Raw genomic sequence first — 26265 nt, 5'->3', positions numbered from 1 at the left:
TAAATGGAATCGACATACGCTGATACCTTATGCGGTTGTGGGTTCGGATACGGAGGGGGACTGCCAAACATCGGCCCAATGATCAAGGTCACGCAGGCGCAGCCAGGCGGCTGGCCATTCGTCACCGTGCTGCTGCATCAGCTGTTTGGCGGTACGGATATCTTCCTGGCCGCTGGCACCGATAAAGGACAGTGCCACGGGGCCGAAGCCGAACGAGAACATGCGCCGCCCCAGCGGCGACTTGTAGTAGTAGTGACGCTTTACCGTGGCATGCGCCAGCAGCTCGATCTCGCGCTCGTTCAGGCCGATCACCTCGTACATGCCGCGCGAGGAGGGTTCACGTGCCTCCGGGTTGGGCAGCAGGATCTTGGTCGGACAACTGGCCAGCACCACGTCGCGAATCGGGCTGTTCATCACGTCGGCCAACTCCTGGGTGGCCATAAAGACCACCGCATTCTTCTTTCGCCAGGTCTTCAGCCACTCGCGCACCTTGTCGCGGAACAGGTTGTGCGACAGCATCAGCCAGCACTCGTCCAGCGCCACCAGGGTGGGGCGACCGTCCATGCGCTTTTCGATCTGGCGGAACAGGTAGAGCAGTACCGGCACCACGTTCTTCTCGCCGAGGTTCATCAGGTGCTCCATTTCGAACACCTGGAAGCTGCCGTCGCCCAGGCTGTCCTGCTCGGCATCCAGCAGGCTACCCATGGGGCCGGCCAGCGTGTAATGCGATAGCGCCTGGCGCAGTTCCTCGTCCTGCAGTTCGGCTACAAACTCGGTCAGGGTACGTTTGGGCGAGCGGACCAACCGCAGGACGGCCTGGTAGACCGACTGGCGCAGCGACGGCGTTACATTGACGCCCTGCAGGGTCAGCATCACTTCGATCCATTCGGCCGCCCAGCCCTGGTCGGCCGCCGTATCGATGTCCTTCAAAGGACAAAAGGCCAGGTCGCTGTCTTCGCCGGCGATGTCGTAATGGGTACCGCCGCAAGCCTTGGTCAGGATAAAGGACGAGTAGCCCTTGTCGAAGGCGAACACCTGCGCCTTCGGATAGCGCATATGCTGCGCCAGCAAGAAATTCAGGGCGGTGGACTTACCCCCGCCGGTCTTGCCCACCATCAGCGTATGGCCCACGTCGCCGACGTGCAGGCTGAACCGGAACGGTGTGAAACCGGTGGTGGCCGCGTAGCTGAGCGGCGGCGAGTCTTCCGGGTAGAACGGGCAGGGATTGTGTTCCAGGCCGGCCCATACCGCGGTAATAGGCAGCAGGTCAGCCAGGTTCAGGGTATGCAGGATGGGCCGGCGGACGTTGGCATAGCCATGGCCGGGAACGGAGCCCAGGTACGCTTCGACCGCATTGATATCCTCGATGCGTGCGCTGAAGCCATGGTTCAGGATGGCCTTGCGCACTTCACGGGCCTGCTCGGCCAGCAGTTCGCGGCTCTCGTTCAATAGCACCACGCAGGAGGTGTAGTAGCCGAACTTGACCATATTGCTCTCGGCCTCGCCGATGGCGGCCTGCACGTCATCCGACATCTCCACCGCATCCAGATCGACCGCACCGGTGCTGGTATTGAACATCTGGTCCTTGAGGCCCCGCTGCTTCTGCTGCCAGCGGCGCCGCACGCTGTTCATCACGCCACGCGCCTGCTGCGGGTCGAGAAAGATAAAGCGGGTGGACCAGCGGTATTCGTATCCCAGGGTATCGAGGACATGGAGGATGCCCGGGTAGCTATCGTGCGGAAAGCCGTCGATGGCCACCACTTTGATATGGCGCTCGCCGACCTTGGGTTCGATGCCGCCGTAGAAAGTATGGCAACCGATCAGCGCATCCAGATACATGGGGATGGACGGCAGCCGCACCGGGCGCCGCTCGCCGCTGATGCAATATTCGAGGTATTGCAGCAATTCGTCGTCGATAAAGTCGGCGCCGGTCACATCCTGCCGCGTCACGCCGCGCATCCGGCGCATGGGGAAGGTCGCTTGCAGCGCCGATTCGAAATCGTCCACCTGGCGCTTGAACTGTTCGATGATGCGACGGGCAAAGCCGGTATCGGAGGTATCGCGCTGATCGTCGTCGTACATCAGGTCGATCAATTTGTTGGCGGTACGCAGGGACGGAAGGAACGACAAGGTCATCGCATACGTGGTCTCGAAATGCGAGCCCTCCGACTCGTACTGGCGCCGCCGCTCTTCGTCGATCAGCCAGTTGGTGCGGTCGGTAAAGCTGCCGAAGCCGGGATAAACGGTCGCGGGCCGGCGGATGGAATCGCAGTTCAGCATCCAGCCGCTACCGAGCGCCACCAGCACGCTATTGAGGCGCGAGGAGATGGAGGCCAGCTCGGCATGGGTAGCGCTATCCATGTCTTCGCCACGGAAGTACCAGGCCACCATCAGGCTGCCGTCCTTGTTCTGCAGGATGCCGTCCTCAGGCATCAGGGCAAAATTCAGCAGGTCGGCCAGACTCTGGCTACGGTCGCGGAATTGCTTGAGGTTCAGCATGGCTTATCCATTTTTCGGCGCGGTGGCCGGTGGCACCGCCTGCAAACAGGCCCGCGCGGCGTAGTAGGAGCGATAGCGGACATGCCGCTGATAGATCCTGCTCATCTCGGGATCGGCCTTGCCCATGCGGACCAGGGCCCAGAACGAACAGCTCCAGAACAACACGGCCAGGCCCAGCGACCACGGCGAAATATTGCCGGAGAAGATCAACAGGGCCGTGATCACGCCGACCATCAGCACCAGGCTGCGCTCAGCGCCCATCAGGAGATGCGGCCGGTTCAAGGAACGGTGGATGGCGATACGGCGTGGTTCTTCCATGGTCTTAGGCGCCGAACATGGACATGAAGTTGTTGGCCAGCAGCATCACGGACAGCGCCATGATCACCATCATGATGCGCTTGGTGAAATCGCCCAGTTCGCCGCCGAAGGCCAGCATGCCGCCGGCCACGGCCAGCGCGATCACGCCGATGGCCTTGGCGACCGGGCCGGTCAGCGAATCCTTCAATTTGTTGAGCGGACCTTCCCACGGCAGTCCAGCGGCAGCGGCGAATAGGGGCAGGGCAACAATCGTGACAATGATCGAGATCCGGGCAATACGGTGGGCGGGGATACGCATGGCAGAGGGCCTTTGAAGAGAAAGGTGAAATTCAAACAGCGACGGCGTTACGGACTACGATGGGACAGCAACGGAAAATGCCATTCTCGAAACCATTTACATTGACGATCTCGCTGACCCGGCGGCCACCGGCGTCATGGCTGCGTTCGATAAACAGCACCATGTTCACCGCCTCGGCGATCATCGTGCCGATCGCGGATTCGGAAAGATTGGCGGCTTCGGGCGCTTCGTAGACCAGCTGCATCAGGCGCAGCAAGCCGCCCTGGGCCGAGTTGGCATGGATGGTGGCAACGCCGCCCGGGTGGCCGGTATTCCAGCTCTTGAGCAAGGTCAGCGCTTCGCCGCCCCGCACCTCGCCTACCACGATGCGGTCGGGCCGCAAGCGCATGGTGGCGCGCAGCAGTCTTTGCATTGGAATACGTTCGTTCGAGCGCAACAGCACGCTATTGGGCATCTTGATCTGCAATTCGACGGTGTCTTCGATGGCCACCAGCCGGTCCTCGCTGGCCAGGCTGGCGATCTCCGCCAGCACGGCATTGGCCAGCGTGGTCTTGCCGCTGCCGGTACCGCCGACGATCAGGATGTTCTTGCGGCTCACCACCGCATGGCGGATGGCCTCGACCGGATTGACGAAGTCGGGCTCCGTCTCGGCCGCGTGTTCGTCCAGCTGCGGTGCTGTCGGCATCACTGAGCCAATGATGCCGCGGGCACAGTAGTCATCCAGGGTGAAGACCTTGGTGGCCTTCTTACGGATGGTAAAAACCGGGGTGCGGGCGATAGGCGCGATCAAGCCTTCCAGTCGCGAGCCGTCCAGCGGGAACTCGCCTTCCAGGATCGGGTTGTCGTAGGTAATCGAGGTATTGAGCATGCTGGCGCAGGTGGTCAGCATGCTTTCCGCCGCTGCCGGGCTCATCTCGCTGCCGCTGTATTGCATGCCCTCGCCGGCCACATCCAGCCAGACACGGCCATCCGGGTTGAGCATGATTTCCACCACCGCCGGATTGCGCAGGGCCGCCAGCACGGTCTCGCCACATTCGCGCGCCAGCTTCTCCTCAAGCCGGCCGCGCAGGACATCTTTCGCGGAGCCACTCATAAGGGCCGCCCGGCTTCAGCGATACAATAGCGTTTGCATTTGCGACCGCGCACTTTGATTTCCTCTCTAATACAAAACATTTAACTTTTTTATTCACACAACGCTTAAACAAGCGATTGTCGTAAATAGAAATAGTTTTTTATTATTCATTTCGTTTTGCATTAGAAATCAAACTACCTGCCACGCTCCACTAAGCAGCAGTAACGAATCACTAATTCCCAATGAAATCAGCGATAAAGCGGTTTAACTGCAAACCGCCGTTAGCCGCCCCTTATTCCAGACACGGCTTCGCCCCATGCGCAGAACGAGCCGGCATTGCATATTTTGAGTCTTTGATCAGCCCGAGGCAGGCAGGCGCGAAGCGCGCCAATATCGAGAAGGGATGGGAGGTTTCGGCCGACGTGCGCCTATGGATGCCGCAGTCGATCCGAACGGGACCCGGGCAGCCCAAAATTTGAGCACCCGAATCACCGCTTTTGGATAGTTGGGACTGCTGCTATCCCTTGGACACTTCCGGCGCCTTGCCATCCGTCGTGATCCAGCCCATGCCATCCTTGGGGAACTCGCTTTCATTGAAGAAATACGATGCGGCGGCGCCGTTGCAGCTCAGGCTGTAATCGGCCGTTACCGGGTTCTTGCCTTCGCACTCCGGCCGCACCGCACGGATACCCACACTGCCATTGGCCTTCAAGGCATCGAGCTCCTGGGTGACGGTATCCTTCTTGTCGAGATCGGAGAAATCGTTGGCCGCCGGCATATCGATCTCGACCACATTTCCCTCCTGCAACACCATGCCGGGCTTCACGACCAGCATGGTCCAGCCCTTGGGGGTATAAAGCCCGGCCACCATCAGTTCGGGGCTATAGGTGAGGCCGAATTCCTTGGCCAAGGCTGGGCCCTGCTCGGCATCCAGGGGGCTGATGCCGACCACCGTGGCCAATAGCTTGGGACGTATCTTGGCGGCTTCGGACTTATCTTCCTTCAGCTTCTTGTAGTCCTTGATCATGGCGTCGGTATTGCCCAGCGGCGAGTAGTGGCGCATCTCGGGATGCTTGGCGACCTCATCTTCCATTTCGCGATCGGCCTCGTCATCGCCGCTGCCGCCGACACAAGCGGCGAGGGTGAGGCCTAAGGTGACGCCGAGCAATGCACGCAGCGGAAAACTCATATTCGGATGTCCTTTGCCTTAGAAGGCACTGATTGAATTGAAGCCGGCAATTTCACTGCCTGCGGTATGAGGGGAAACGGCGGCGGTGGTCGTGGTGGGTGTAGGCGTAGCGACCGCATGCGCCGGCTTGGTACGGCTGGCCGACCGCTTGCCCAATAGGGGCGGCGCAATGGCGTTGGCCGGACTGGTGGTTTGCCTGGACGCGCGCATGACGGCATGCACATAGCCATTGCGCATGCCGCGCTCGAAATCGCCGGTGTTGTAGGCCGACAAGGCCCGCAACAAGGCCATATCGCCGCGGCTGCCCTGCTTGACGGTACGGCGATAGTTGTCGGTGAGGATGGCGGCACCCAGCTTCAGGTTATTGCAGGGCTCGAACGCATCGGCCGCGTTCAAGCCCAGCCTGCGCAAATTGGCCGAATTGATCTGCATCAATCCCACATCGACCGAGTAGCCACGCTCTATCAGCCACTGCGCCCAGCTGATCGCTTCGGCGGGGGAATTGGGCTGGCGGGCCAAGCGATTGCCGCCGTTGACGTTGATGGCCAAGGGGTTGAAACCGCTCTCGGTACGGATGACGGCCTGCATGGTGGCAAGTGCCACCTGCGGCGCGCATTGCTGGATAAGGGGAGTGAAATCGATCATGTCTGCATTCAATTACGCGCTTTAGCCGCCATTCCGCCTCAGCTGTGGCCTCGGCCGTGCTTCTGTTCCGGCATCGGCGGTTTCTCTGCCTGCGCCGCACGCTGGCTATGCAGCTTGCGCACTTCGTCCAGGATCTTGTAGTTGCCCAGCACCGCTTGGGCCTGGTTGAGGGGGGCTTTGGTAAACATGTCCAGCTTGCTGTGTACCGCGAGCGCTTCCTTGCCGGCTGCCTTGGCGACCAAGCCAAGCCGGCCCATATCGTCGGCGATATCCATGCTGGTCGGATCGCCGTAGTCGCTCATGGCGTTATCAAGCGCCTTTGCGGAACGCTCGCCGGCACCGGTATTCACCGTGAGGATGGTACCGGCGGGGTGTGTGCCGGGCAGATGGAAGACCGGGTCGAAATCGTTATGCAAGGCCAGTAGCTGGCCCTGTTGGACACCCTTCTCCTGCAGCGCCTGAATTTGCTTCATCAACGCGCTGCTGGCGGGCTGGGCATTGAAGGTAATGCCTTCCACCTTGTTATGGATGGCAGCCCAGTTCGCCTCCAAGCCGCCCTTGGAGTGTCCGACCGTCACCACCCGAGCATCCGGGAACATCTCTTGGACGGCTTTCGTGACTTCGGCGGAAAATTGCAGATTTTCGCCCGGCCCGCTCACGGCATTTTGGGCGTTATGTGCCCATTGCGTCACCCTGGCATGCTCTCCATCGGTCGAGGTGGAATTGGTCCCGCCGAATACCACGGCCACCATCGGGTTGCCGTGCTCGTCGTCGCGTCTCAGCAGCTGGACGTTGACGCCCTTGGTCGGCAGTCCGACATAGCCTTCGCCCTTGGACTGCACACCCTCGAAAGCCTGCATTTTCTTGGCCACTTCGCCGGTATCGACATACGACCAACCTGCGGGTACCTGGGCCGCTTCGCCATGCTCATAGGGCAGTTTGGCCAAGGCCGCATATTCGCCAATGGGGCGGGTACCAAAAGGCACCTCTCCCAGCGTGCTGGGTAGCGGTTGCGAATCTCTTTGACGATGCTGAAGCTGCTTGAGAAACCCACCAAAGGTCGATTTCATCAAATTTTCCGCGTATTCCATGCTTTACCTTGTTGGTCGTTAGAGGTCGTAAGGGTGAAACAGGTTTAAAGCGTTAAACCGGCAGCCCAGGGCGAACCACATCGCTCTTGGTCGGGTTAGGCACCTTGGCTCGGGCACTGAAGGTCGGGTCGAGGAAATACAGAATCTGCTTGCCGTAAATGGGGGTCTGGCCAGCCATGAAGATCAGCATATCGCCGGCTTCGCTGACATTCCCTTTGCTGTCCTTGCGGGCCGCCGGCAGCCGCATCACTTCATCGGCGGTCAATAAGGGGCGTTCGGTTTCGGACACTGAACTGGATACATCCGAGAGGGAGCCGTATTTCTTGCCCGAGTAGGAATTGGATTGCTTGACGATGGTGGCGGTACCGCACATCTTCGATAGCAACTCGGCGGTCTCGATCTTGTTGGGCGCGTAGGCGATCCGCACATGGCAATTGGAGAAAATGCTCTCGTCCTTGCCGTAGGCGGTCCACAGTTGCGAGATATCCTGGATGATCAGATAGGCCTTGAGCCCATAGCCTGCAATAAAGGCCAACGATTCCTCGAAAATATCCAGCTTGCCCAGGCTGGGGAATTCATCCAGCAATAGCAGCAGCCTATGCTTGTAGCCGGCCACGCTGCGGCCGTCCTTGAATTCCATGCTCTCGGTCAGGCCGCGCACGATCTGGGTAATCATCAGGCGGATCAGCGGCTTCAAGCGGTCTTTATCGGATGGCGGCACCACCAGATAAAGCGAAACCGGCTGTTCGTCGTTCATCAGATCGCTGATGCGGAATTCGCTGCGCGAGGTATTGCGGGCCACGATGGGATCGCGATACAGGGTCAGGAAGGAAACCGCGGTCGACAGCACGCTGGACATTTCCTCCTCGGCCTTATTGAGCATATCGCGGGCCACCGAGGCGACCACCGGATGGGTATAGGTCTTGTTGCCCTGCTCATCGACCCAATTACGTACATCGTCCATGTCGTGATAGCTGCACAACATGTAATTCAGCATTTCCTTGGTGTCGCGCGAGGGGTTGGAGAGGAAACCCACCACGCCGGTCAGCGTCTTGTCTTCTTCCGCGTACAGCACATGCAGCACGATGCCGACCAGCAGCGCCCAGCTGGTCTTCTGCCAGTGGTCCTGCAAACCCTTGCCTTCCGGGTCGGCCACCATGGTCATGATGTTCTGTACGTCGGCCACTTCGCGGTCGGTGCCTATCCGGACTTCGGCCAGCGGATTGAAGCAGATGCTGGAACCGTCCATGGCGGTCGGTTCGAACTTGAGTACCTTGTTATTGGCTTCGGTCTTGCGCCAGCCCGCGGTCAGCGCCCAGTTCTCGCCCTTGATGTCGTACACCAGCACGCTATGCGGCCAGGACAGCAAGGTGGGCAGCACCAGGCCCACGCCTTTACCGGAACGGGTGGGCGCGAAGGCCATCACGTGCTCTGGACCGTCGTGGCGCAGATAATTGGTCTGGCCCGAATTCGGGTCCTTCCAGGCGCCGACGTAGACGCCGGCACCACCGCCGATCAGGCCGGTCCGTTTGACTTCGGCCGCCGTGGCCCAGTGGGCCGAGCCGTGCAGATGCTCGCCGGCCTTCGCTTCCTTGTCCATCGCCAGCTTGGCGCGGCGTAACAGAAAGACGGCAATGGCGACCATGGCAGGGAGCCCCAGGAACAACACCATCTTGAAGGCATGCTGCACCTGCGGGTCATTGAAATTGCGCCAATGGACATACCAGGCCAGACCATCCAGCGGTGCGTATAGCCGAAAGCCACCCAGTGCGAACAAAGGTTCGCCCAATGCCGCCTGGTAGCCAAATTGATATGCCAGGTATTGGGTGCATAAAAACACCAGGGCAACGCCCAGCACGATGCCGCCCATTACCGCCCGCCACATGATCACGCCGGGCTTTTGCTGCGCGCCGGGGACGGTATAGAGCGGGTTCTGCAGGGAATCTGTTTTACTCAAGCGCTATTCTCCAAGCGACGGACATGACGATGCTCAACGGCGACGGCCGGGGGACTGAACTTGTGATCGGGCCTTGAGCTCATGGACGGTGCCCCGCATTGCAACCGAACCGGTCGCAACCGACCCGGCCGTAACCGGGTCGGTATTTCGCCTTAGCGGCGGTAATTGGCCGGGAACAACATGTCCTTGTTCACCATCACATTGAACTGGTAACCCTTGCGGATCGTGATGGTGGGCTGGATACGCATATTCCGTTTGGCCATCTCCATACCAATCTGCGCCATCTGCTGGCCAACCGCGCCTGCCACCGTCTGTTGCGAGGAAGGCGTGCTGATGCCGAAAGCGTTGGTGTTCTGCTCCGGCTGCGACAACTGATAGCCGGCCGAGATCAGCGAGGTGACCAAGCCCCAGCCGAAGATCCGGCCATAGTGGTTATTGACCTGGTCGGAGAAGCCGGCGCTACCTTCGGCGTCGTGGCCGCTCATGCCCTTCAGCTCCAGGGTGGCGGCGTTGGGGAAGATCAGCCTTTGCCAGCCGATCAGCAGCCGGTCCTGGCCGAAGGTGACATTGGAGTCGTAGCGGCCGAACAGGCGGGTGCCCTGCGGAATCAGCAGATGGTTGCCGGTGGCGGTGTCGTACACGTTCTGCGACACCTGGGCCACGATCTCGCCCGGCAGATCGGAGTTGATGGTGCCGATCATGACGGCCGGGATCACCGTGCCGGTCTTCAGCTCGTAAGGGCTGCGGGCCGGGTTGACCTGGCTGTCCAGATAGGCCGCATCCTCGGCGCTGGCCTGCCGGGCACGGAATGCCTGCTTCTGTGCCTGCCGGTTGAGGTCGGGTTCCAATGCCGGCTCATCGGCCGCGCCAGGCTGCTGGCCGGCCAACATCCTGGCTGCATTGACCGCGGCAGCAGGCAAGCCGGGCAAGGCTTCGCCACCGTTGCTGCCCGCGCCGAACTTGGGCGCCATCGTGTCGGCCCGCATGGCGCTCAGACGCTCGTCTTCCTGCGGATTGGCGCGCGCCACCGCGGGGCTGGCTTCCACCACGGTAGAGGTCATCTGCGGCGGGGGCGTGCTCCTGGACTGCAGCGGTGGCGGCGGCAAGGTCGGCGCCGTCGAAATACCGGGGGCCGCGTTGGTGATCTCGCGCGCGGCATTCAGCGCCGGCGCCACCTCTTTCTTTTCCTCTGCCTTGGCGGTCTTGGGCTTTTCCGCCGACACGTTCGAGACGATCACCAGCAGGATCACGCTGATCACGCCGATGGCGAAAAAGGCAGCCTTCTTGCTGAGGCGGACGCTGGAAATGGGATTGGCGCGCAGTTGCAGCGAATCGGGCGAGCTGGGCGTCTTATCAGCCATTGTTCTCGTCCTTGCTGTCCCAGCACACGCCCAGCCAGCCTTGGCGCTTGCATGGCGGGGTACGGGTGATTTCCACGCGCTGCTGGTCGCTGCCGGTGCCCGACAATAGGGCGACCTTGCCGACCATGCCGTCCACGATGAACATATTGCCCTTCAGGCGGTAGTTCACCATCTGTTCCTTGCCGGCCGGATCCACCGCCACCAGCACCGGCGCCTGGGCCAACTGCAGGTCGTCGTTCATCACCAGGTAGGTGTGGTAACCATCGTCCATGACGCGCTTGGGCTTGAAGGCTGGCTTGCCGCGTACCGCATCGATCTTGTAATCGAAATACAGGCGGTCGGCCGCGACAGCCGGCATATCGCCACCCGTGCCGGCGGCATCGGCAGCCTTGCCGACGCCAATCGCCTGCCAGGCCTTGTCGGCGTTCTCCGGATAGAGGAAGGACACCTGCGACATATACCGCTCGCGGCTGGAGACCAGGCGCAAATGGTAGGTACGCCGGTCGGTCGGCAGGATCATATTGGTATCGAGGCCGGCTTCGGTCGGCTTGATGATGATATGGGTAGTGCGGTCACGACCGTCGCGGCCGCCACCCGAAGTGGCGGGAGCAATCTTCCAGCGGACCGAGTCGCCGATATGGGGAGCACCCTGGATGGTCTCGCCGGGTTCCAGCGCCAGGTCGCACACACGCAGCGGCGAACAGATGATGGTGGGCGCGGAAGCGCCGAAGGTGAACTCGACCGAGCCGGAATCGTTCAGGGCCGACATGGCGCGCGGGTTTTCCGCCCAGCTGCGCGACTGCTCCAGGGCACGCCGGGCCGGCAGGCCGACGATGGCTTGCGGTTCGGCGCTGGCGATCACCACATCCTTCTTCTTGGCCTTGGACTTACCCTTGCCCTTGGCGGCTGCCTCCGCCGCCGCTGTCTCGGCGCTGCTCGGGCAATCCTGGTCGACCGGGCATGCCCCTTCGGCCAAGGCATCGCCGGATGCGGCGGCAACATCGGCCGGGGGGATGGGCTTGGCAGCGGGGGCGCGTAGCGGCAGCATCAATTCGGCCGGGATATTCGGCACTTCGACGGCGACGGGCTGTTCAGGCTTCGCCGGCGCCGGCTGCTTGTCGTTGCCGGCGTAGGCGTGAGTACCAGCGAGTACGCACAGCAGCAGGGTGGATAGCTTGTGTTGCATGGATTGAAAACTCCCAGTTTTTAAAATCAACGCGCGCAAGCCCCCCACCCGCTCTACGGCGGGTATGTCCTTTGGGTGGTGGGCGCGAAACGCGCAGTGTCTACAGCGATTGGACCCAGTTGAGGTCGGTGGCATAGACCCCAATCGGATTGATAAGGAACAGGCGCTCGTCCTGCGGCGGGGTGATCTCGACGATGATCGAAGCCCGCATGCGTTGGTTGGACTTCAGTTCGCCCTTCAGGTCCCGCGTCACTTCGGTCCATTCGAGTTGCCAGGTACGCTCCGAGATCGGCAGCACGCTGGTCACTTCGACCGAAATCATCATTTTTTCGGAAACGAGGAAGGGGTTGTTGGCCTTGAAGTGTTCGTTCAACTTGGTCAGTGCCGGCGAACCGCTGGCCAGCATGGAATAAACCCGTTCGATGGCGCTCTTTTCGGCCACCTGGTCCACCGTCACGCTACGCCAATCGGAGATAAAGCGGGCCAGGTAGGCCTTGACCACTTTTTCGTCGGTCGCGGCGGCTTTATCGGCAGGGCCGACGGCCACGGCGGCGCCGAACTTATCGACCTGCACCACGTAGGGCACGATCTTGTTCTGGGCGCCCACGTAAGCCAGCCCGATCACCGCGACCAGGGCGACCAGCCCCGAGATCAGCGCGCACAGGCGCCAGTTGTGGGCCTGCTTGATGTAGTCGCCATACCGTTCATTCCATTCCCGCCGCGCCTCGGCATAGGGATTCGATTCGGAGGCCGGCCGCTTGCCATTGCCGGACTGATGGGTCGGCGCGGCCATGACGGACTCGGGCTGTCCTTTGCCGGACAACAGATTGCTTGCGAGCTGCTTCAAAGACATGGTGAATTCCTGCTACGGGTAGACAAATGGACCTGTACTGCAAGGTGTGCGGCGCTAGCGATTCAGCTCAAATCGGTCGCCTTTTTCAAGCCACCGAGGCTGCTCGCCCTATGCTCGCTTCCGCTGCCGGCGTTGCTACCGCCTCCGCTTCCGCCGCTGCCGCTGCTGCCGCCATCGCCCCGGGCACCTGCCTGACCCGCCTGGCCGGCTTGGCCAGCCGCTCCGACTGCACCGACCTGGCCATCCTTACCGCTACTGCCATCCTTACCGTTGTTACCGTCCTTGCCATTCCCGTCCTTGCCAGCGTTGCCGGTACCGCCGCTTGCGCCTGCCGAACCTATACTGCCCCCCGAGCCGCCACCGCTTCCCGATCCGCTGCCCGTGCCGGCGCCGCTACTACCCGATCCTGACGTACCGCTGCTTCCGCCACCCTTGCCATCCATCTTGTCCCGGAATCCTTCCATCATGGCCAGGCTCTTCTTGGCGGGACCCGCCTTGTTGAAATCGGCGTCCTTCTTCAGGTCGGGATTCTGCTTGGCCGCGATCTTGCCGGCGATATCCTTGCCGGTAGCCATTTTCACGCCGGCATTGGCTGCCGTGGCGGCCAAGCCGCCCAGACCGCCCAGCGCACCGCCGCCGACCTTGCCCAGCATGCCGCCGACCCCGCCGCCGCCACCCGCCTTGCCGCCCATGGCAGCCCCCATCTTCAGGCCCGCCATGCCGGCGTTGACCGCATTGCCCACACCCGTCGCGGCCGAGATGCCTTTACCCAGCACACCCTTGATGCCGCCAGCAGCCGACATGACGCCGCTGGACGCCGAACTGGCCGCGCCACTGGCACCGCCGGCCGACAGGCCCACGCTGCCGTTCAACAAGGCGCCGGCCATTTCCGGTGCCTTGATCGCCATCAAGGTGGTCATCAGGGCCATGCCCAGCACCGACAGCATGGGACCATAATCGAAGCGGTAATCCTTGACCCCATCTTCGATCGCGGACAGCAGCAAGCTGAGCGTCAGAATCAGCACCAACAGCCGGACACCGACGTTGATGGCGTAGCTGAGATATTTATGGACATAGTCCTTGGTAAAGCTGGAGCTGCCCAAGCCCAGGAAGATCGCCCCGGCAGCCAGCAAGATGTACGATTCCAGCATCAAGGTGAAATACTGGGCTGCCGTTACCACGAAGGCGATCACGATGATCAGCGAGACAAAGGCGGCCATCAGGATTTTTCCCAATCCGGCGATCACGCTGAAGAAACCCGTGGGCGCACCGGTCCAGATCACCTTGATCACCGCCAGGCCCATGGCGATGATCTTGTCCGTGCTGAGCGCCTCCTGACCGGCAGTGTCCTCGCCGACTTCCTTGAAGGTATTGATGATCTTCGGGATCCAATCCGGGGCGTTCAGCAACAGCGCATAGAAGAAGCCAATGAACATCAGCTTCTTGATCACTTCGACCGCGAGGCTGTTCAGGCTGTCCTTTTCCATCGTCCAAATGGCTGCCGCCCAGCATAATTCGAGCACAGCGAGGATCTTGAACGTCTCCGTGACCAATTTGCCGATGTCGACCTGCCACTTTCCCGCCGTGGTCTCGGCCCTGGTGAGCAAGTTATCGAACAGCTCGAAATTGGCCGTCTGCCCGCCAACTTTTCCCTCTGCCGCCAGTGCGACCAGGCTGATCGCGAAGTAGAACAACGCGACCTTGATCAGCAGTACCGCGCAGCTTTTCAGAAACCTGGAATCCAGCCACGGCACGAGCAGCGACGGCAGTGGGAGCGTGGCTCCCCAAACGGATGTGATCGACATAGCCCAGCCTTAGAGGGTTTCGGTTTCGGTTTCGGAGGTGTGCTGCCAGACATCTGCCCAATAATCGAGGCCACGCGAGCGCAGCCAGGCGGCCGGCCAATCCTCGCGGTATTGCTGCATCAGCTGCTTGGCGGTACGGATATCCTCCTGGCCACTGGCCCCGACAAAGGACAGCGCCACCGGGCCGAAGCCGAATGAGAACATGCGGCGTCCCAGCGGCGATTTGTAGTAGTAGTGGCGCTTCACCGTGGCATGGGCCAACAGCTCGATCTCGCGCTCGTTCAGGCCGATCACCTCGTACATCCCGCGCGAGGACGGTTCACGGGCTTCGGGGTTGGGCAGCAGGATCTTGGTCGGACAACTGGCCAGCACCACGTCGCGGATGGGGCTGTTCATCACGTCGGCCAATTCCTGGGTGGCCATGAAGACCACGGCGTTCTTTTTCCGCCAGGTCTTCAACCATTCGCGCACCTTGTCGCGGAACAGATTGTGCGACAGCATCAGCCAGCACTCGTCCAGCGCCACCAGGGTGGGGCGACCGTCCATGCGCTTTTCGATCTGGCGAAACAGGTAGAGCAGTACCGGCACGACGTTCTTCTCGCCCAGATTCATCAGGTGCTCCATTTCGAACACCTGGAAACTGCCATTCCCCAGGCAGTCTTCCTCCGCATCCAGCAGGCTGCCCATCGGGCCGGCCAGGGTGTAATGCGACAAGGCCTGGCGCAGCTCTTCGTCCTGCAGCTCAGCCACGAACTCGGTCAGGGTTCGGCGCGGCGAGCGCACCAATCGCATGATGGCCTGATAGACCGACTGCCTTAACGCTGGCGTGACGTTAACGCCCTGCAGCGTCAACATCACTTCGATCCACTCGGCGGCCCAACCCTGGTCCGCCGCGGTATCCAGCTGCTGCAACGGGCAGAAGGCCAGGTCGCTGTCCTCGCCGGCGATGTCGTAATAGGTACCGCCACAGGCCTTGGTCAGGATAAAGGACGAGTAGCCCTTGTCGAAGGCGAACACCTGCGCATTCGGATAGCGCATATGCTGCGCCAGCAAAAAATTCAGGGCGGTGGATTTACCGCCGCCGGTCTTGCCCACCATCAGCGTATGGCCCACGTCGCCGACGTGCAGGCTGAACCGGAACGGGGTGAAACCGGTGGTGGCCGCGTAGCTGAGCGGCGGCGAGTCTTCCGGGTAGAACGGGCAGGGATTGTGTTCCAGGCCGGCCCATACCGCGGTAATAGGCAGCAGGTCAGCCAGGTTCAGGGTATGCAGGATGGGCCGGCGGACGTTGGCATAGCCATGGCCGGGAACGGAGCCCAGATAGGCTTCGACCGCATTGATATCTTCGATGCGGGCGCCGAAACCATGGTTGAGAATGGCCTTGCGTACCTCGCGGGCCTGTTCGGTCAGCAGCTCGCGGTTTTCGTGCATCAGCACCACGCAGGAGGTGTAGTAGCCGAACTTGACCATATTGCTCTCGGCCTCGCCGATGGCGGCCTGCACGTCTTCCGACATCTCCACCGCATCGAGATCGACCGCGCCGCTGGCGGTATTGAACATCTGGTCCTTGAGGCCCCGCTGCTTTTGCTGCCAGCGGCGCCGCACGCCGTTCATCACGCCGCGCGCCTGGTGCGGATCGAGAAAGATAAAGCGGGTGGACCAGCGGTATTCGTAACCGAGGGTATCGAGGACATGGAGGATGCCCGGGTAGCTATCGTGCGGAAAGCCGTCGATGGCCACCACCTTGATATGGCGCTCGCCGACCTTGGGTTCGATGCCGCCGTAGAAGGTATGGCAACCGATCAGCGCATCCAGGTACATGGGGATGGACGGCAGGCGTACCGGGCGCCGCTCGCCGCTGACACAGTATTCGAGGTATTGCAGGAATTCGTCGTCGATAAAGCTCGCGCCGGTGACGTCCTGCCGCGTCACGCCGCGCATACGCCGCATCGGGAAGGTGGCGTTCAGCACCGATTCGAAATCGTCCACCTGGCGCTTGAACTGCTCGATGATGCGGCGGGCAAAGCCGGTATCGGAGGTATCGCGCTGATCGTCGTCGTAGATCAGGTCGATCAGTTTGTTGGCGGTACGCAGGGATGGTAGAAACGATAGCGTCATGGCGTAGGTGGTCTCGAAATGCGAGCCCTCCGCCTCATACTGCGATCGGCGCTCCTCGTCGATCAACCAACTGGTCCGGTCGGTAAAACTGCCGGTGCCGGGATAAACGGTCGCGGGCCGGCGGATCGCATCGCAATTGAGCATCCAGCCGCTGCCCAACGCTACCAGCACGTTATTGAGCCGCGAGGAAATCGAAGCGAGTTCCGCGTGGGTGGCACTATCCATGTCTTCGCCACGGAAGTACCAGGCCACCATCAGGCTGCCGTCCTTGTTTTGCAGGATGCCGTCTTCCGGCATCAGGGCAAAATTCAGCAGGTCGGCCAGACTCTGGCTGCGGTCGCGAAACTGCTTCAACTTCAGCATGGCTTATCCATTTTTCTTCGGCGTGGTGGCCGGTGGCACCGCTTGCAAGCAGGCACGCGCAGCGTAATAAGAGCGGTAGCGGACGTGCCGCTGGTAGACCTGGCTCATCTGTGGATCGGCCTTGCCCATGCGGACCAGGGCCCAGAACGAACAGGTCCAGAACAATACGGCCAGGCCCAGCGACCACGGCGAGATATTGCCGGAGAAGATCAGCAGGGCCGTGATCACGCCGGCCATCAGCACCAGGCTGCGCTCAGCACCCAACAAGAGATGCGGCCGGTTCAGGGAACGGTGGATGGCGATGCGGCGTGGTTCTTCCATGGTGTCCCCGGCTTAAGCGCCAAACATGGACATGAAGTTGTTGGCCAGCAGCATCACCGACAGGGCCATCACCACCATCATGATGCGCTTGGTGAAGTCACCCAATTCGCCGCCGAAGGCCAGCATGCCGCCGGCCACGGCCAGCGCGATCACGCCGATGGCCTTGGCGACCGGACCGGTCAGTGAAGTCTTCAGGTCGTTGAGAGGGCCTTCCCATGGCAGGCCGGCGGAGGCGAACAGCGGCAGGGCGGCGATGGCGGCAATGATCGAGTACTGGGCAAAACGGCGGGCAGGAATGCTCATGGCTGGGGCCTTTGGATGGGGGTTGGAATTCATACAGCGACGGCGCTACGGACTACGATGGGACTGCAACGGAAAAGGCCGTTCTCGAAACCGTTTACATTGACGATCTCGCTGACCCGGCGGCCACCGGCGTCATGGCTGCGTTCGATAAACAGCACCATGTTCACCGCCTCGGCGATCATCGTGCCGATCGCGGATTCGGAAAGATTGGCGGCTTCGGGCGCTTCGTAGACCAGCTGCATCAGGCGCAGCAAGCCGCCCTGGGCCGAGTTGGCATGGATGGTGGCAACGCCGCCCGGGTGGCCGGTATTCCAGCTCTTGAGCAAGGTCAGCGCTTCGCCGCCCCGCACCTCACCCACCACGATGCGGTCGGGCCGCAAGCGCATGGTGGCCCGCAGCAGCCTTTGCATTGGAATACGTTCGTTCGAGCGCAACAGCACGCTATTGGGCATCTTGATCTGCAGCTCGACGGTGTCTTCGATGGCCACCAGCCGATCCTCGCTGGCCAGGCTGGCAATCTCCGCCAGCACGGCATTGGCCAGCGTGGTCTTGCCGCTGCCGGTACCGCCGACGATCAGGATGTTCTTGCGGCTCACCACCGCATGGCGGATGGCCTCGACCGGATTGACAAAGTCGGGCTCCGTCTCGGCTCCCTCCTCGTCCAGCCGCCGCGCGGCCGGCATCACCGCGCCGATGATGCCGCGGGCGCAGTAGTCATCCAGCGTGAACACCTTGGTGGCCTTCTTGCGGATGGTGAAAACCGGGGTGCGGACGATGGGCGCGATAATGCCTTCCAGCCGCGAGCCGTCCAGCGGGAACTCGCCTTCCAGGATCGGGTTGTCGTAGGTAATCGAGGTATTGAGCATGCTGGCGCAGGTGGTCAACATGCTCTCGGCTGCTGCCGGGCTCATCTCGCTACCGCTGTATTGCATGCCCTCGCCGGCCACATCCAGCCAGACACGGCCATCCGGGTTGAGCATGATCTCCACCACCGCCGGATTGCGCAGAGCCGCCAGCACGGTCTCGCCACATTCGCGCGCCAGCTTCTCTTCCAGCCGGCCGCGCAGGACATCCTTCGCGGAGCCACTCATGACGGCAGCCGGCCTTCAGCGAAGCCATGGGCCTTGGATCTGCAATGATGCACTCGACTTCCTTATCGATATAAATCGTTTGACTTTTTTAACGGCACAATGCAAACGCGGGCGCTTATTTATTAAATAAAACGGGATATTCTAGTATCGGCTTATATTTGAAACACAATCGCAAGCCGCCAGCGACCGCCTTGGAATCGATGGCAGCCAGCAAAGGCTGGCAACCCAATTCAACAGGGAAGTCTTATTTATTCCAGGCATAGCTGCGCCTAATACTCGGCGCCGGCCGGTATTACCTATCCCGATTATTCGATTCGGCCGGGGCAGATGACGATTCCCGCCGTCAAACCCGGTTGCAACACACCCCTAGCTCCAAGCCCGCCCCGAACACGGCGGCTGGAAGTTAATCCAGCACTTGCGTGCAAAATATATTAAGAAGCGAGCATAGGGGGCACCACTCCACTCAATATAAGTGGAATCTAAGTGGATTTAATCTTATAGCTTATGACACGCAATTTACCCGATAGAGATTGTAGAATCAAGTGTCATTGTAAGGTTGGTGTTAGTTTGTCAACGGATCGCCTCGTCAATGCGACAAGGCACCGTGAACAGGCATGTTGATATAAAGAGGTTTTAGAAAACACTGATTTAACATCGGGAAGTGTAATTTTATTTCAAACTTGCGTATTGGATATTATATAAACAAGACACGCACCGTTCCATACCGCCCGGTAATCCTGGGCGAAGCCGCCAGCGCGGATTTAATTTCACCTTGATTTTTCGACTTTATTTTGACCTGGGCCCCATTGCCGCGCCGGCCAAGCGGGAAGATAAAACAGGGGATTTCGATTAATTCAAGCGCTTGGTAGGTAATATCGACCAGCCTGGCATTACCATTTTATTAATACCGGTCTTATCGAAAAAACGGCGGATTGGTAATACCGGTCTTATCCGATCATGCCGAGACCTTGTGCTCCAGCGCATGCAATACACTATTGCGGGACGCCGCCACTGCGCGGTATGGTGAGGCATCTCCCTCTCCAGAACATCCGGATTCCATGCAGCCCGAACCCCAACCGGTCTGTCCCCTATGCGGTGGCCCTAACGGCTGTGTACCGGCACGGGACGGCTGCTTCGGCACCCCTTGCTGGTGCCGGTCGCAAACTTTCGACCCCACTGTCCTGGCCAAGCTGGCGACCTTGCCGAGCGGCAAATCCTGCATCTGCGCGTCTTGCGCCGGATTGGCGGAGAAATCTCCGCCTGCCCTGCCTTAGACGTACTGTTGATCCAAACCGTGGATGGTGCAGTCGCCTGACCGCACTTCCCTGGCCTTGCCCAGGGCTTGTATGCCAGCCGAACCGATCCGGTTCAAGCTCAGATCCAGCAGGCACAAGGATTGATTCAAGCAGACCGCCTCAGCCAGGGCTTGGGCGGCACTATCGCTTAAATTGCAGCCGCCCAGCCTCAGCTGCCGGAGCTGGCAATTGCAACGCAGTGCTTCGGCCAGCGCGATCCCACCGGCATCCCCCAGGTAGTTGAATTCAAGATTCAGCTCTCTCAAGGCCCCACAGCGGCCAGTCGTCAAGGCACGCGCGAAAGCCTGGGCCGCCCTCTCGCCCAGGCAATTGCCGCTCAGATCCAGCCTGGTCAAGGTGGCATTGCGGCCCAAACTGCATACCAATGCACAAGCCCCCCTATCCGCAATCTTGCAGCGGGCCAGGTCCAGTTCGGTCAGGCAGCTATCCAATGACAACCAGTTGCCCAGGTACTCCGCACCCGGACACTTGATGGGGTTCCGGCTCAGGACCAAGGTGCGCAGGCCGCTGACCAGGTGAAGCGCCCATGCAAACTCGGAAATGGCATCGGCACCGATGTCGATGCCGCTTAGGTATAAGGCCTCCAGATGTGCGGCCGGTTCCTGCGTGAGTTCGTTCTTGCACAGGATATCGGCCAGCAATCTCAGCCCTGCTTCACCCATGCCTGTCCCATCCAGACGCAGTTCCTTGACATGGGTGTTCCAGGCGAGCGCGTAGAACAGGGTGGTCGCATTCTCGGGCATGTCCAGCGGTACGCTGCTGAGATCCAGCACGGAAAAGCCAGGATCGTTCTGCGTCACCCGGCTTAGGCACAGGCGAAGGGCGCCTTCCTTGCCGGTACTGGTCTTTTCGGGGAGGGTGGAGGGTAGGGAAGCTCGGGTAAGGTTGCGCAAATTCAAGTCCATTTCGCGTTCCTCCGTAGCATGTGTGCCGTGGGGGCGCCAAACAACCGGGGCGCCGTTCTGGATTTCTAGTGTGGTGTACCTGAAATAGCATTAATTAATAACTTTGCCTGCACGAGCAATGGCCTCAAGGATTGAATCTGCGCTTTTGCGCCATACAAAGGGCTTCGGGTTGGTGTTGTGGATGTCCAAGTAGTGGCGGATTGACTGCTCTAGATCGGCGACGCTGCTGTGGGCACTACGCTTGATCCACTTCTCACTGATTTGTGAGAAAAAACGCTCCACAAGGTTGAGCCAGGAGGCCGAAGTTGGCGTGAAGTGCAGATGGTAGCGTGGCCTGCTGGCGAACCAGGCACGCACCTTCTCCGTCTTGTGCGTCCCGTAATTGTCCATGATCAGGTGGATATCCAGGTCTGCCGGTACGCTTGCGTCGATGGTATTGAGGAACTGCAGAAATTCGACGCTCCGGTGGCGACGTTTGAGTTGGCCAATGACCTTGCCAGTGGCCACATCCAGAGCTGCGAACAGCGAAGTCGTCCCGTGCCGCTTGTAATCGTGTGTCCGGGTTTCTGCTTTGCCGAACGTAAGCGGAAGTGAAGGCTGCGTTCTATCCAGTGCCTGAATCTGGCTCTTCTCATCCACGCAGAGCACCAAGGCACGATCCGGCGGGGCGAGGTACAAGCCCACCACATCGCGGACCTTATCGACAAAATTCGGATCGGTGGAAAACTTGAACGTCTCCAGCCGATGGGGCTTGAGCCCGAACGCGTGCCAAATGCGCTGCACTGTGGACGCCGACACGCCTGTTGCCTTGCTCATCGTGCGCACGCTCCAGTGCGTCGCGTCAGTAGGCTTACTGTTCCGGACACGATCAATCACCGCCTGAACGTGTTCGTCTAGCACCGTGCGAGGCCGCCCCGACCTCGGTGCATCGGTCAGCCCTGCCAGACCATACGACTCGTACCGACGACGCCACCTTGAGACGGTCTGCGCAGTGGTATCCAGCCGCTTCGCGATCTCTTTGCCTCCTTCGCCGTCAGCACAACTGAGCACAATCTGAATTCGTAGCTTCTCATCGGCCGGCGCCTTGCGCAGCGCCAAACGTGCATTCAGCTCTCTGCGCTGCTCTTCGGATAGTTCCAGCTTCTTGATCGGGCGGCCCGTTCTGGTCATCGTCATAGTCTCCATGAGCTATTGAACTACGACAATTATACCAAATATTTAATTAATTCTACTTTTGAGACACCACACTAGTTAGCGAGTGTGTCCCTCCACTTGCCCACACCCGCCAGCACGCGCAAAGCCTTGCTTTGGAGAATGCCCCTCGGCTATCGCATATCGGCCACGAATGACAAAGCGGCACGGAATATTCCGTGCCGCTTTGTCATGGGCGGAGGCCGGTTCGGCTCACATCCGGGGGTTTATTGGTTGTATTCCACCTTGGCCTTGGAAACACAGGCGTCCTTGGCGTCACCGGAGAGGGCATCGCATCTTTCCTTGGCCACCTTGTATTCCGCCGAGCGTTTGTCTTCGTCGGCACTGGCCTGTGCTTTCGAAGCTTTCTTGTTGGCCTTGGCCTGTGCCTTGGCGACCTTGAGGTCGGACTTGGCCTGTTTGACACAGACATCCTTCTCATTGCCGCTCATCGCATCGCACGCCTTCTTGGCGGCGTCGTAGGTGGCGTCGGCATTTTCCTTGGACTGCGAATAGGCGGCGCTGGCCGTGCTCTTGTCATGCTTGGCGATTTCGTCGGCCACTACCGGCATCATCAGTCCGAATCCCAGCAGGCTGGCGGCGAGTAGGGAGATTTTGGCGTGTGTCATGGTGATTCCTTTCTTAGGGAGGATAGGTATTCGAAAAACTTTCCCGCTCAGTACGAAAGATCCTTAGCAATACTCGTGCCTTGATAATTTGTTTTTATTATTCAACTGCTTACACAAACGCTTCGCCACGACACCCTGCTCATCCAACGGTAGGATTTACAGGGAAGCCGGCATGGTTTGTCATTTCGGGAAAGTGCTCGCCATTTCAGCAAGGCATGCACGAGGCGGGGCGATGGGCCGGTGGCACGAAGAGGGATACCCATCCTAGCGGGCAGCGGCGGTGCCTTCCACGATATCGCGCAGATTGCCGATCAGCTGTTCCTGGGTACGGGCATTGTTCTTGATGCGTTGGATCGTGCGCAGATACTCTTCCGGCGGCAACTTCCCCGATTCCAGCAAATGCAGCCAACCCATCATGGCATGCAGCGGGGTGCGTAGATCGTGAGCCAATTTGCAGACCCGTGCGGTGGTCGCGCGGTAATCCGCCTGGCCATCCATTTCATCCTGCGCCAGACCGATAGACAGCCTGGCCGACACAGCGTAGGGCGCGCTTAATTCGCGCCAGAGCATGCCGCAGCTCTGCCGCTTGTCGCCCATATCGATCGGAAAGAGCTGGATCGCCCATCTGCGGCCCGGCTCCGTACCGTCGCCGACAACGTCCAATTGCTCGTTGAGCGACAAACTTCCCATGCTGGGCATACTGCGGAAGGCGGCCAACACCTTGGCATTGAAGACCCGTCGATCGCTGGGGGCTTCCCAGATGCCGGCGATGCCGCAAAGCGACTCATTGGCATGGAGCACGTCGAAATCCGGGCCGCAAACGCCCAGCCCCAGCGGCGCGTGCTCGAAAAAGCGCTGCAAGGTTTCAAACGGGGGAGGGTCGACTTCCGGTAGGTTTTCCACGACGGCTCGCTAACTCGAAAACATCATGAAACGCGCGTCAGCGGGACCTGCCCGCCGACGCTCCAACTTGCCGCCTAGGGAAACACTGATTTAACGCGCTAACGAGCGAAAGCAAGGCTCCCTCGCGGCGGCGAGGGCGGGGCCGCCCGGGTGAGGGGGAGTGGGATAAAACAGCGAGGGAACGTTGGTTTATCACGGTCCGCCTGCACCCGGCTGTGCGTAGTTGTTGGCGCGTTAGCGCCGTACAACTACGGCCTACCCTTTACGGGTATTGCCGGGTGGTGAGCCACAGCTTGAGTACGCGCAATATTTCAGTGCATCCCTATGTGCGCAAATCATTCTGCACCTTTCTTACACCTTCGACATTGCGAGCGATCTGCTCGGCTACCCGCTTCTCGTCCTTGCCCGAGACCGTGCCGCGCAGTGCCACCACGCCGTCGTCGGTTTCCACTTCGATGGCCATGCCGGCTACGCGCTTATCGAGCAATAGCGCAGCCTTCACCTCGGCTGTGATGGCAACATCGCCGGTTTTTTCACCTGCGCGCTGAGTCGCAGCGCCGGCTTCTTCCAATGCCCTTTCGGAGCGGCGCCCAGCTTCATCGGCCGCGTGCTCGGTGGCCGTTCCGACCGCCTGTACCGCTTCGCCGGTTTCGTTCCGGACGGCCGCCCTGTCCGCAGGACTGCAGGCAGTCATCAGCATGGTCGCGAACAGGAGCAATACCACGAGGAAGGCCGACCAAAGCAGCCCGCCGAAGCGCTGTTGCGGCTTCCATTCGGCATGCTGCCCCAGCAGGTAATCCCTGCCTGGCCGAAAACCAGCCTGTTTGGCCGGATAGCCCGGATCGGTCCTGCCGGATAGATTGGAGTTGGATAGAGTTGAAAGCATATGGAGATCTCCCGAGTCCGCCGGTGCGACCATTCGCACCAATCCAGGAGCCGCGACATACGCTGCAGAGTCTGCAAGGTCTTCGCGGCTCTTGATGCGGTACAGGCAATGCGCATGCCCGGAAAAGACCCCGCCAACGTCATCCGCCGTCGGGCTTCTCCTTTACTCCACCCGCTGCTGGTCGCCGGGGAATGGTTGGGATTCGTCGGCATACTCCTTCAACCGGTTGTACAAGGTCTTCAAGCTGACACCCAGTGCGGCGGCGGTCTTTTCCTTATGCCCCCCAAAGTGTTCCAGCGTGGCGAGGATCAGCGCCCGCTCGACCTCGGCCAGCGGCACGCCGGGCTGTATGGCCATGAAGGGTTTGCTCTCCTGCCGAGGCGGGCGGCTGTCGAACGCCAGCCACTCATCGCTGATCTGCTCGCCGACCGCCATCACATAGGCGCGCTGCAGGGCATTGCGCAGCTCGCGCACATTGCCGGGCCAGTGATAGGTGGACATCTGCTCCAGGGCCTCGGGCGAAAGACGCTTGACCTGCCCTTCGCGTTTGCAGATATCGGTCAGGAAGTGCTCGGCCAGCAGGGGCACGTCCTCCAGCCGCTCGCGCAGCGGCGGTAGCTGGATCGGAAAAACATTCAGCCGATAAAGCAGATCTTCCCGCAATTTACCGGTGGAGACCGCTTGTTCGGGCGTGCGGTTGGTGGCGGCGATCACCCGTACATCGGTTTCCAGCACATCGCTCGAACCCACCCGCATATAGGTGCCCGTCTCCAATACGCGGAGCAGCTTGACCTGCAGTTCCAAGGGCATTTCGGTGACTTCGTCCAGGAACAGGGTGCCGCCATTGGCCCGTTCGAAGAAGCCCTTATGCTGCCGGTTGGCGCCGGTAAAGCTGCCTTTTTCGTGGCCGAATATCTCGCTCTCGATCAATTGCGGCGAAATCGCGCCACAGTTCACCGCCAGGAAAGGTTTGTTGCGGCGCCGGCTCAGCTCGTGGATGGTCTGGGCCACCACCTCCTTGCCAGTACCGCTTTCGCCCATGATAAACGCCGTGACCACCGTACCGGCCACCCGGGCAATCTGTTCGTAGATACGCAGCATGGACGGCGAACGTCCCATAGCAGGCCGAAGCGGCCCTGGCTGTCGAGTTCTGCCTTGAGATCGTCGATCTCGGCCCGCAGCGTGGCGGGGCGGGTGACGCGCGACAGGATGCCCTGGATCTGCTTGATATTGATGGGTTTGATCAGATAGTCGGCCGCGCCCAGGCGCAGCGCCTGGATGGAGCTTTCCAGGCTGGCGTGACCGGTGATCAGTACCACCTCGGTATTGGCCAGCAGATTGGTATCTTCGAACAGCTCCATGCCGCTGCCATCGGGCAACATCAGGTCGAGCAACACAATATCGGGATCATCGGTCGCCAATTGCCGGCGAGCGTCATGCAGCGTGTGGGCGGCCGTGCAGGTGAATCCTTCGCTGGCGATCAAGGCCGCCATCATTTCGGCGGAATCACGATCATCTTCAACTATCAGGGCATGAGCCACATCGTTCTCCGTGTTTACTGGGGACGCACTGAAATATTGCGAGTACTCAAGCTGCGGTTCACCACCCGGCAATACCCGCAAGGGGTAGGCCGTGGTTGTACGGCGCTGACGCGCCAACAACCACGTACAGCCGGGTGTTCACGGTCCGTGGCACCTGAACCGCACCTTTGCTTGATTTAGCCCAACTCCCCCTTGCCCGGGCGGCCCCGCCCTCGCACCCGTAAAGGGTAGGCCGTGGTTGTAAGCCCCTAAAGGGGCAACAACCACGCGCCCCACGCTCGTTAGCGCATTAAACAAAGTCAGCGAGTCCCAACCAAGAATACGTTAGTTACCAAGCCATTGTAGGAATTACCGACAGGAATAACTTGCTCAAGCGAAGAAGTCGCTCCCGTGATAGGCCCAAGCACCATTTAAGCCCTCGGCG

Annotated in this window: 24 protein-coding genes; 1 reads left to right on the top strand and 23 read right to left on the bottom strand. The window is 60.5% G+C overall.

All coding sequences use genetic code 11. From position 1 onward, the window contains the following. Positions 1 to 27 precede the first annotated feature (27 nt). The 16 genes from FNU76_RS15135 to FNU76_RS15060 all read right to left on the bottom strand — a co-directional run bounded on the left by FNU76_RS15135 (position 28) and on the right by FNU76_RS15060 (position 18470). A complete protein-coding gene (locus FNU76_RS15135) occupies positions 28 to 2499 on the bottom strand; it encodes a VirB4 family type IV secretion/conjugal transfer ATPase (protein ID WP_144278973.1) in 2472 nt (823 codons plus the stop codon). 3 nt (positions 2500 to 2502) lie between these two features. Next, on the bottom strand, positions 2503 to 2817 hold the full coding sequence (trbD, locus tag FNU76_RS15130) for a conjugal transfer protein TrbD (protein ID WP_144278972.1): 315 nt from the start codon (positions 2815 to 2817) through the stop codon (positions 2503 to 2505). Positions 2818 to 2821: 4 nt separating this feature from the next. Next, positions 2822 to 3115 (bottom strand): TrbC/VirB2 family type IV secretion system protein, encoded by a 294-nt coding sequence (locus tag FNU76_RS15125; protein WP_144278971.1) that lies wholly within the window; start codon positions 3113 to 3115, stop codon positions 2822 to 2824. A gap of 31 nt (positions 3116 to 3146) precedes the next feature. Continuing rightward, positions 3147 to 4208 (bottom strand): P-type conjugative transfer ATPase TrbB, encoded by a 1062-nt coding sequence (gene trbB / locus FNU76_RS15120; RefSeq protein ID WP_144278970.1) that lies wholly within the window; start codon positions 4206 to 4208, stop codon positions 3147 to 3149. Positions 4209 to 4704: 496 nt separating this feature from the next. After that, positions 4705 to 5376, bottom strand: coding sequence for a hypothetical protein (locus FNU76_RS15115; RefSeq protein WP_144278969.1), 672 nt, complete (start codon positions 5374 to 5376; stop codon positions 4705 to 4707). An 18-nt stretch (positions 5377 to 5394) separates the two neighbouring features. Beyond that, the gene (locus FNU76_RS15110; protein WP_144278968.1) at positions 5395 to 6021 is read right to left on the bottom strand and encodes a lytic transglycosylase domain-containing protein; all 627 of its coding nucleotides are present in this window, start codon (positions 6019 to 6021) and stop codon (positions 5395 to 5397) included. Positions 6022 to 6059: 38 nt separating this feature from the next. Further along, positions 6060 to 7091 carry a Tle-like phospholipase domain-containing protein gene (locus tag FNU76_RS15105; RefSeq protein WP_144278967.1) on the bottom strand — a complete coding sequence of 344 codons (1032 nt, stop codon included), beginning with the start codon at positions 7089 to 7091 and terminating at the stop codon, positions 6060 to 6062. Between the two features lie 73 nt (positions 7092 to 7164). Next, on the bottom strand, positions 7165 to 9069 hold the full coding sequence (locus FNU76_RS15100) for a type IV secretory system conjugative DNA transfer family protein (protein WP_223879037.1): 1905 nt from the start codon (positions 9067 to 9069) through the stop codon (positions 7165 to 7167). A 152-nt stretch (positions 9070 to 9221) separates the two neighbouring features. Beyond that, a complete protein-coding gene (locus FNU76_RS15095; RefSeq protein ID WP_144278966.1) occupies positions 9222 to 10430 on the bottom strand; it encodes a TrbI/VirB10 family protein in 1209 nt (402 codons plus the stop codon). Next, positions 10423 to 11616 (bottom strand): P-type conjugative transfer protein TrbG, encoded by a 1194-nt coding sequence (gene trbG / locus FNU76_RS15090; protein ID WP_179958132.1) that lies wholly within the window; start codon positions 11614 to 11616, stop codon positions 10423 to 10425. Before trbG ends, FNU76_RS15095 begins: the two co-directional genes overlap by 8 nt. Before the next feature lie 100 nt (positions 11617 to 11716). Further along, positions 11717 to 12469 (bottom strand): VirB8/TrbF family protein, encoded by a 753-nt coding sequence (locus FNU76_RS15085; protein WP_144278964.1) that lies wholly within the window; start codon positions 12467 to 12469, stop codon positions 11717 to 11719. A gap of 62 nt (positions 12470 to 12531) precedes the next feature. After that, a complete protein-coding gene (gene trbL, locus FNU76_RS15080; RefSeq protein ID WP_144278963.1) occupies positions 12532 to 14274 on the bottom strand; it encodes a P-type conjugative transfer protein TrbL in 1743 nt (580 codons plus the stop codon). Between the two features lie 9 nt (positions 14275 to 14283). Continuing rightward, positions 14284 to 16755: a VirB4 family type IV secretion/conjugal transfer ATPase gene (locus tag FNU76_RS15075; protein WP_144278962.1), complete on the bottom strand. Its 2472-nt coding sequence runs from the start codon at positions 16753 to 16755 to the stop codon at positions 14284 to 14286. A 3-nt stretch (positions 16756 to 16758) separates the two neighbouring features. Then, positions 16759 to 17076, bottom strand: a complete 318-nt coding sequence (gene trbD / locus FNU76_RS15070) for a conjugal transfer protein TrbD (protein ID WP_144278961.1) — start codon at positions 17074 to 17076, stop codon at positions 16759 to 16761. Positions 17077 to 17088: 12 nt separating this feature from the next. Beyond that, entirely contained in the window at positions 17089 to 17379 is a 291-nt protein-coding gene (locus FNU76_RS15065) for a TrbC/VirB2 family protein (protein ID WP_179958131.1), read from the bottom strand. Between the two features lie 29 nt (positions 17380 to 17408). Beyond that, positions 17409 to 18470 (bottom strand): ATPase, T2SS/T4P/T4SS family, encoded by a 1062-nt coding sequence (locus FNU76_RS15060; protein ID WP_144278959.1) that lies wholly within the window; start codon positions 18468 to 18470, stop codon positions 17409 to 17411. 1058 nt (positions 18471 to 19528) lie between these two features. Between FNU76_RS15060 and FNU76_RS25245 the strand changes: the two genes are divergently transcribed. After that, positions 19529 to 19744 (top strand): cysteine-rich CWC family protein, encoded by a 216-nt coding sequence (locus FNU76_RS25245; protein WP_144278958.1) that lies wholly within the window; start codon positions 19529 to 19531, stop codon positions 19742 to 19744. Here FNU76_RS25245 and FNU76_RS15050 read toward each other — a convergent pair. The 7 genes from FNU76_RS15050 to FNU76_RS25055 all read right to left on the bottom strand — a co-directional run bounded on the left by FNU76_RS15050 (position 19741) and on the right by FNU76_RS25055 (position 25841). Continuing rightward, positions 19741 to 20691, bottom strand: a complete 951-nt coding sequence (locus FNU76_RS15050; protein WP_144278957.1) for a leucine-rich repeat domain-containing protein — start codon at positions 20689 to 20691, stop codon at positions 19741 to 19743. The genes FNU76_RS25245 and FNU76_RS15050 overlap by 4 nt on opposite strands. A 90-nt stretch (positions 20692 to 20781) precedes the next feature. Next, positions 20782 to 21861: an IS630 family transposase gene (locus FNU76_RS15045; RefSeq protein WP_144280546.1), complete on the bottom strand. Its 1080-nt coding sequence runs from the start codon at positions 21859 to 21861 to the stop codon at positions 20782 to 20784. A gap of 248 nt (positions 21862 to 22109) precedes the next feature. Further along, complete coding sequence (locus FNU76_RS15040) at positions 22110 to 22511, bottom strand: hypothetical protein (RefSeq protein WP_144278956.1); 402 nt, start codon at positions 22509 to 22511, stop codon at positions 22110 to 22112. A gap of 264 nt (positions 22512 to 22775) precedes the next feature. Next, positions 22776 to 23414: a histidine kinase dimerization/phospho-acceptor domain-containing protein gene (locus FNU76_RS15035; RefSeq protein ID WP_144278955.1), complete on the bottom strand. Its 639-nt coding sequence runs from the start codon at positions 23412 to 23414 to the stop codon at positions 22776 to 22778. Positions 23415 to 23736: 322 nt separating this feature from the next. Continuing rightward, positions 23737 to 24300, bottom strand: a complete 564-nt coding sequence (locus FNU76_RS15030; protein WP_179958130.1) for a BON domain-containing protein — start codon at positions 24298 to 24300, stop codon at positions 23737 to 23739. Between the two features lie 162 nt (positions 24301 to 24462). After that, the gene (locus tag FNU76_RS15025; RefSeq protein WP_308418558.1) at positions 24463 to 25401 is read right to left on the bottom strand and encodes a sigma-54 interaction domain-containing protein; all 939 of its coding nucleotides are present in this window, start codon (positions 25399 to 25401) and stop codon (positions 24463 to 24465) included. Continuing rightward, entirely contained in the window at positions 25287 to 25841 is a 555-nt protein-coding gene (locus FNU76_RS25055) for a response regulator (RefSeq protein WP_308418557.1), read from the bottom strand. The genes FNU76_RS15025 and FNU76_RS25055 overlap by 115 nt, the downstream gene beginning before the upstream one ends. Positions 25842 to 26265: the final 424 nt, after the last annotated feature.

The sequence above is a fragment of the Chitinimonas arctica genome (genome assembly GCF_007431345.1).
Lineage (GTDB): Bacteria > Pseudomonadota > Gammaproteobacteria > Burkholderiales > Chitinimonadaceae > Chitinimonas > Chitinimonas arctica.
Note: the sequence above shows the minus strand (reverse complement) of the source record. Positions and strands in the feature narration are given on the sequence as shown.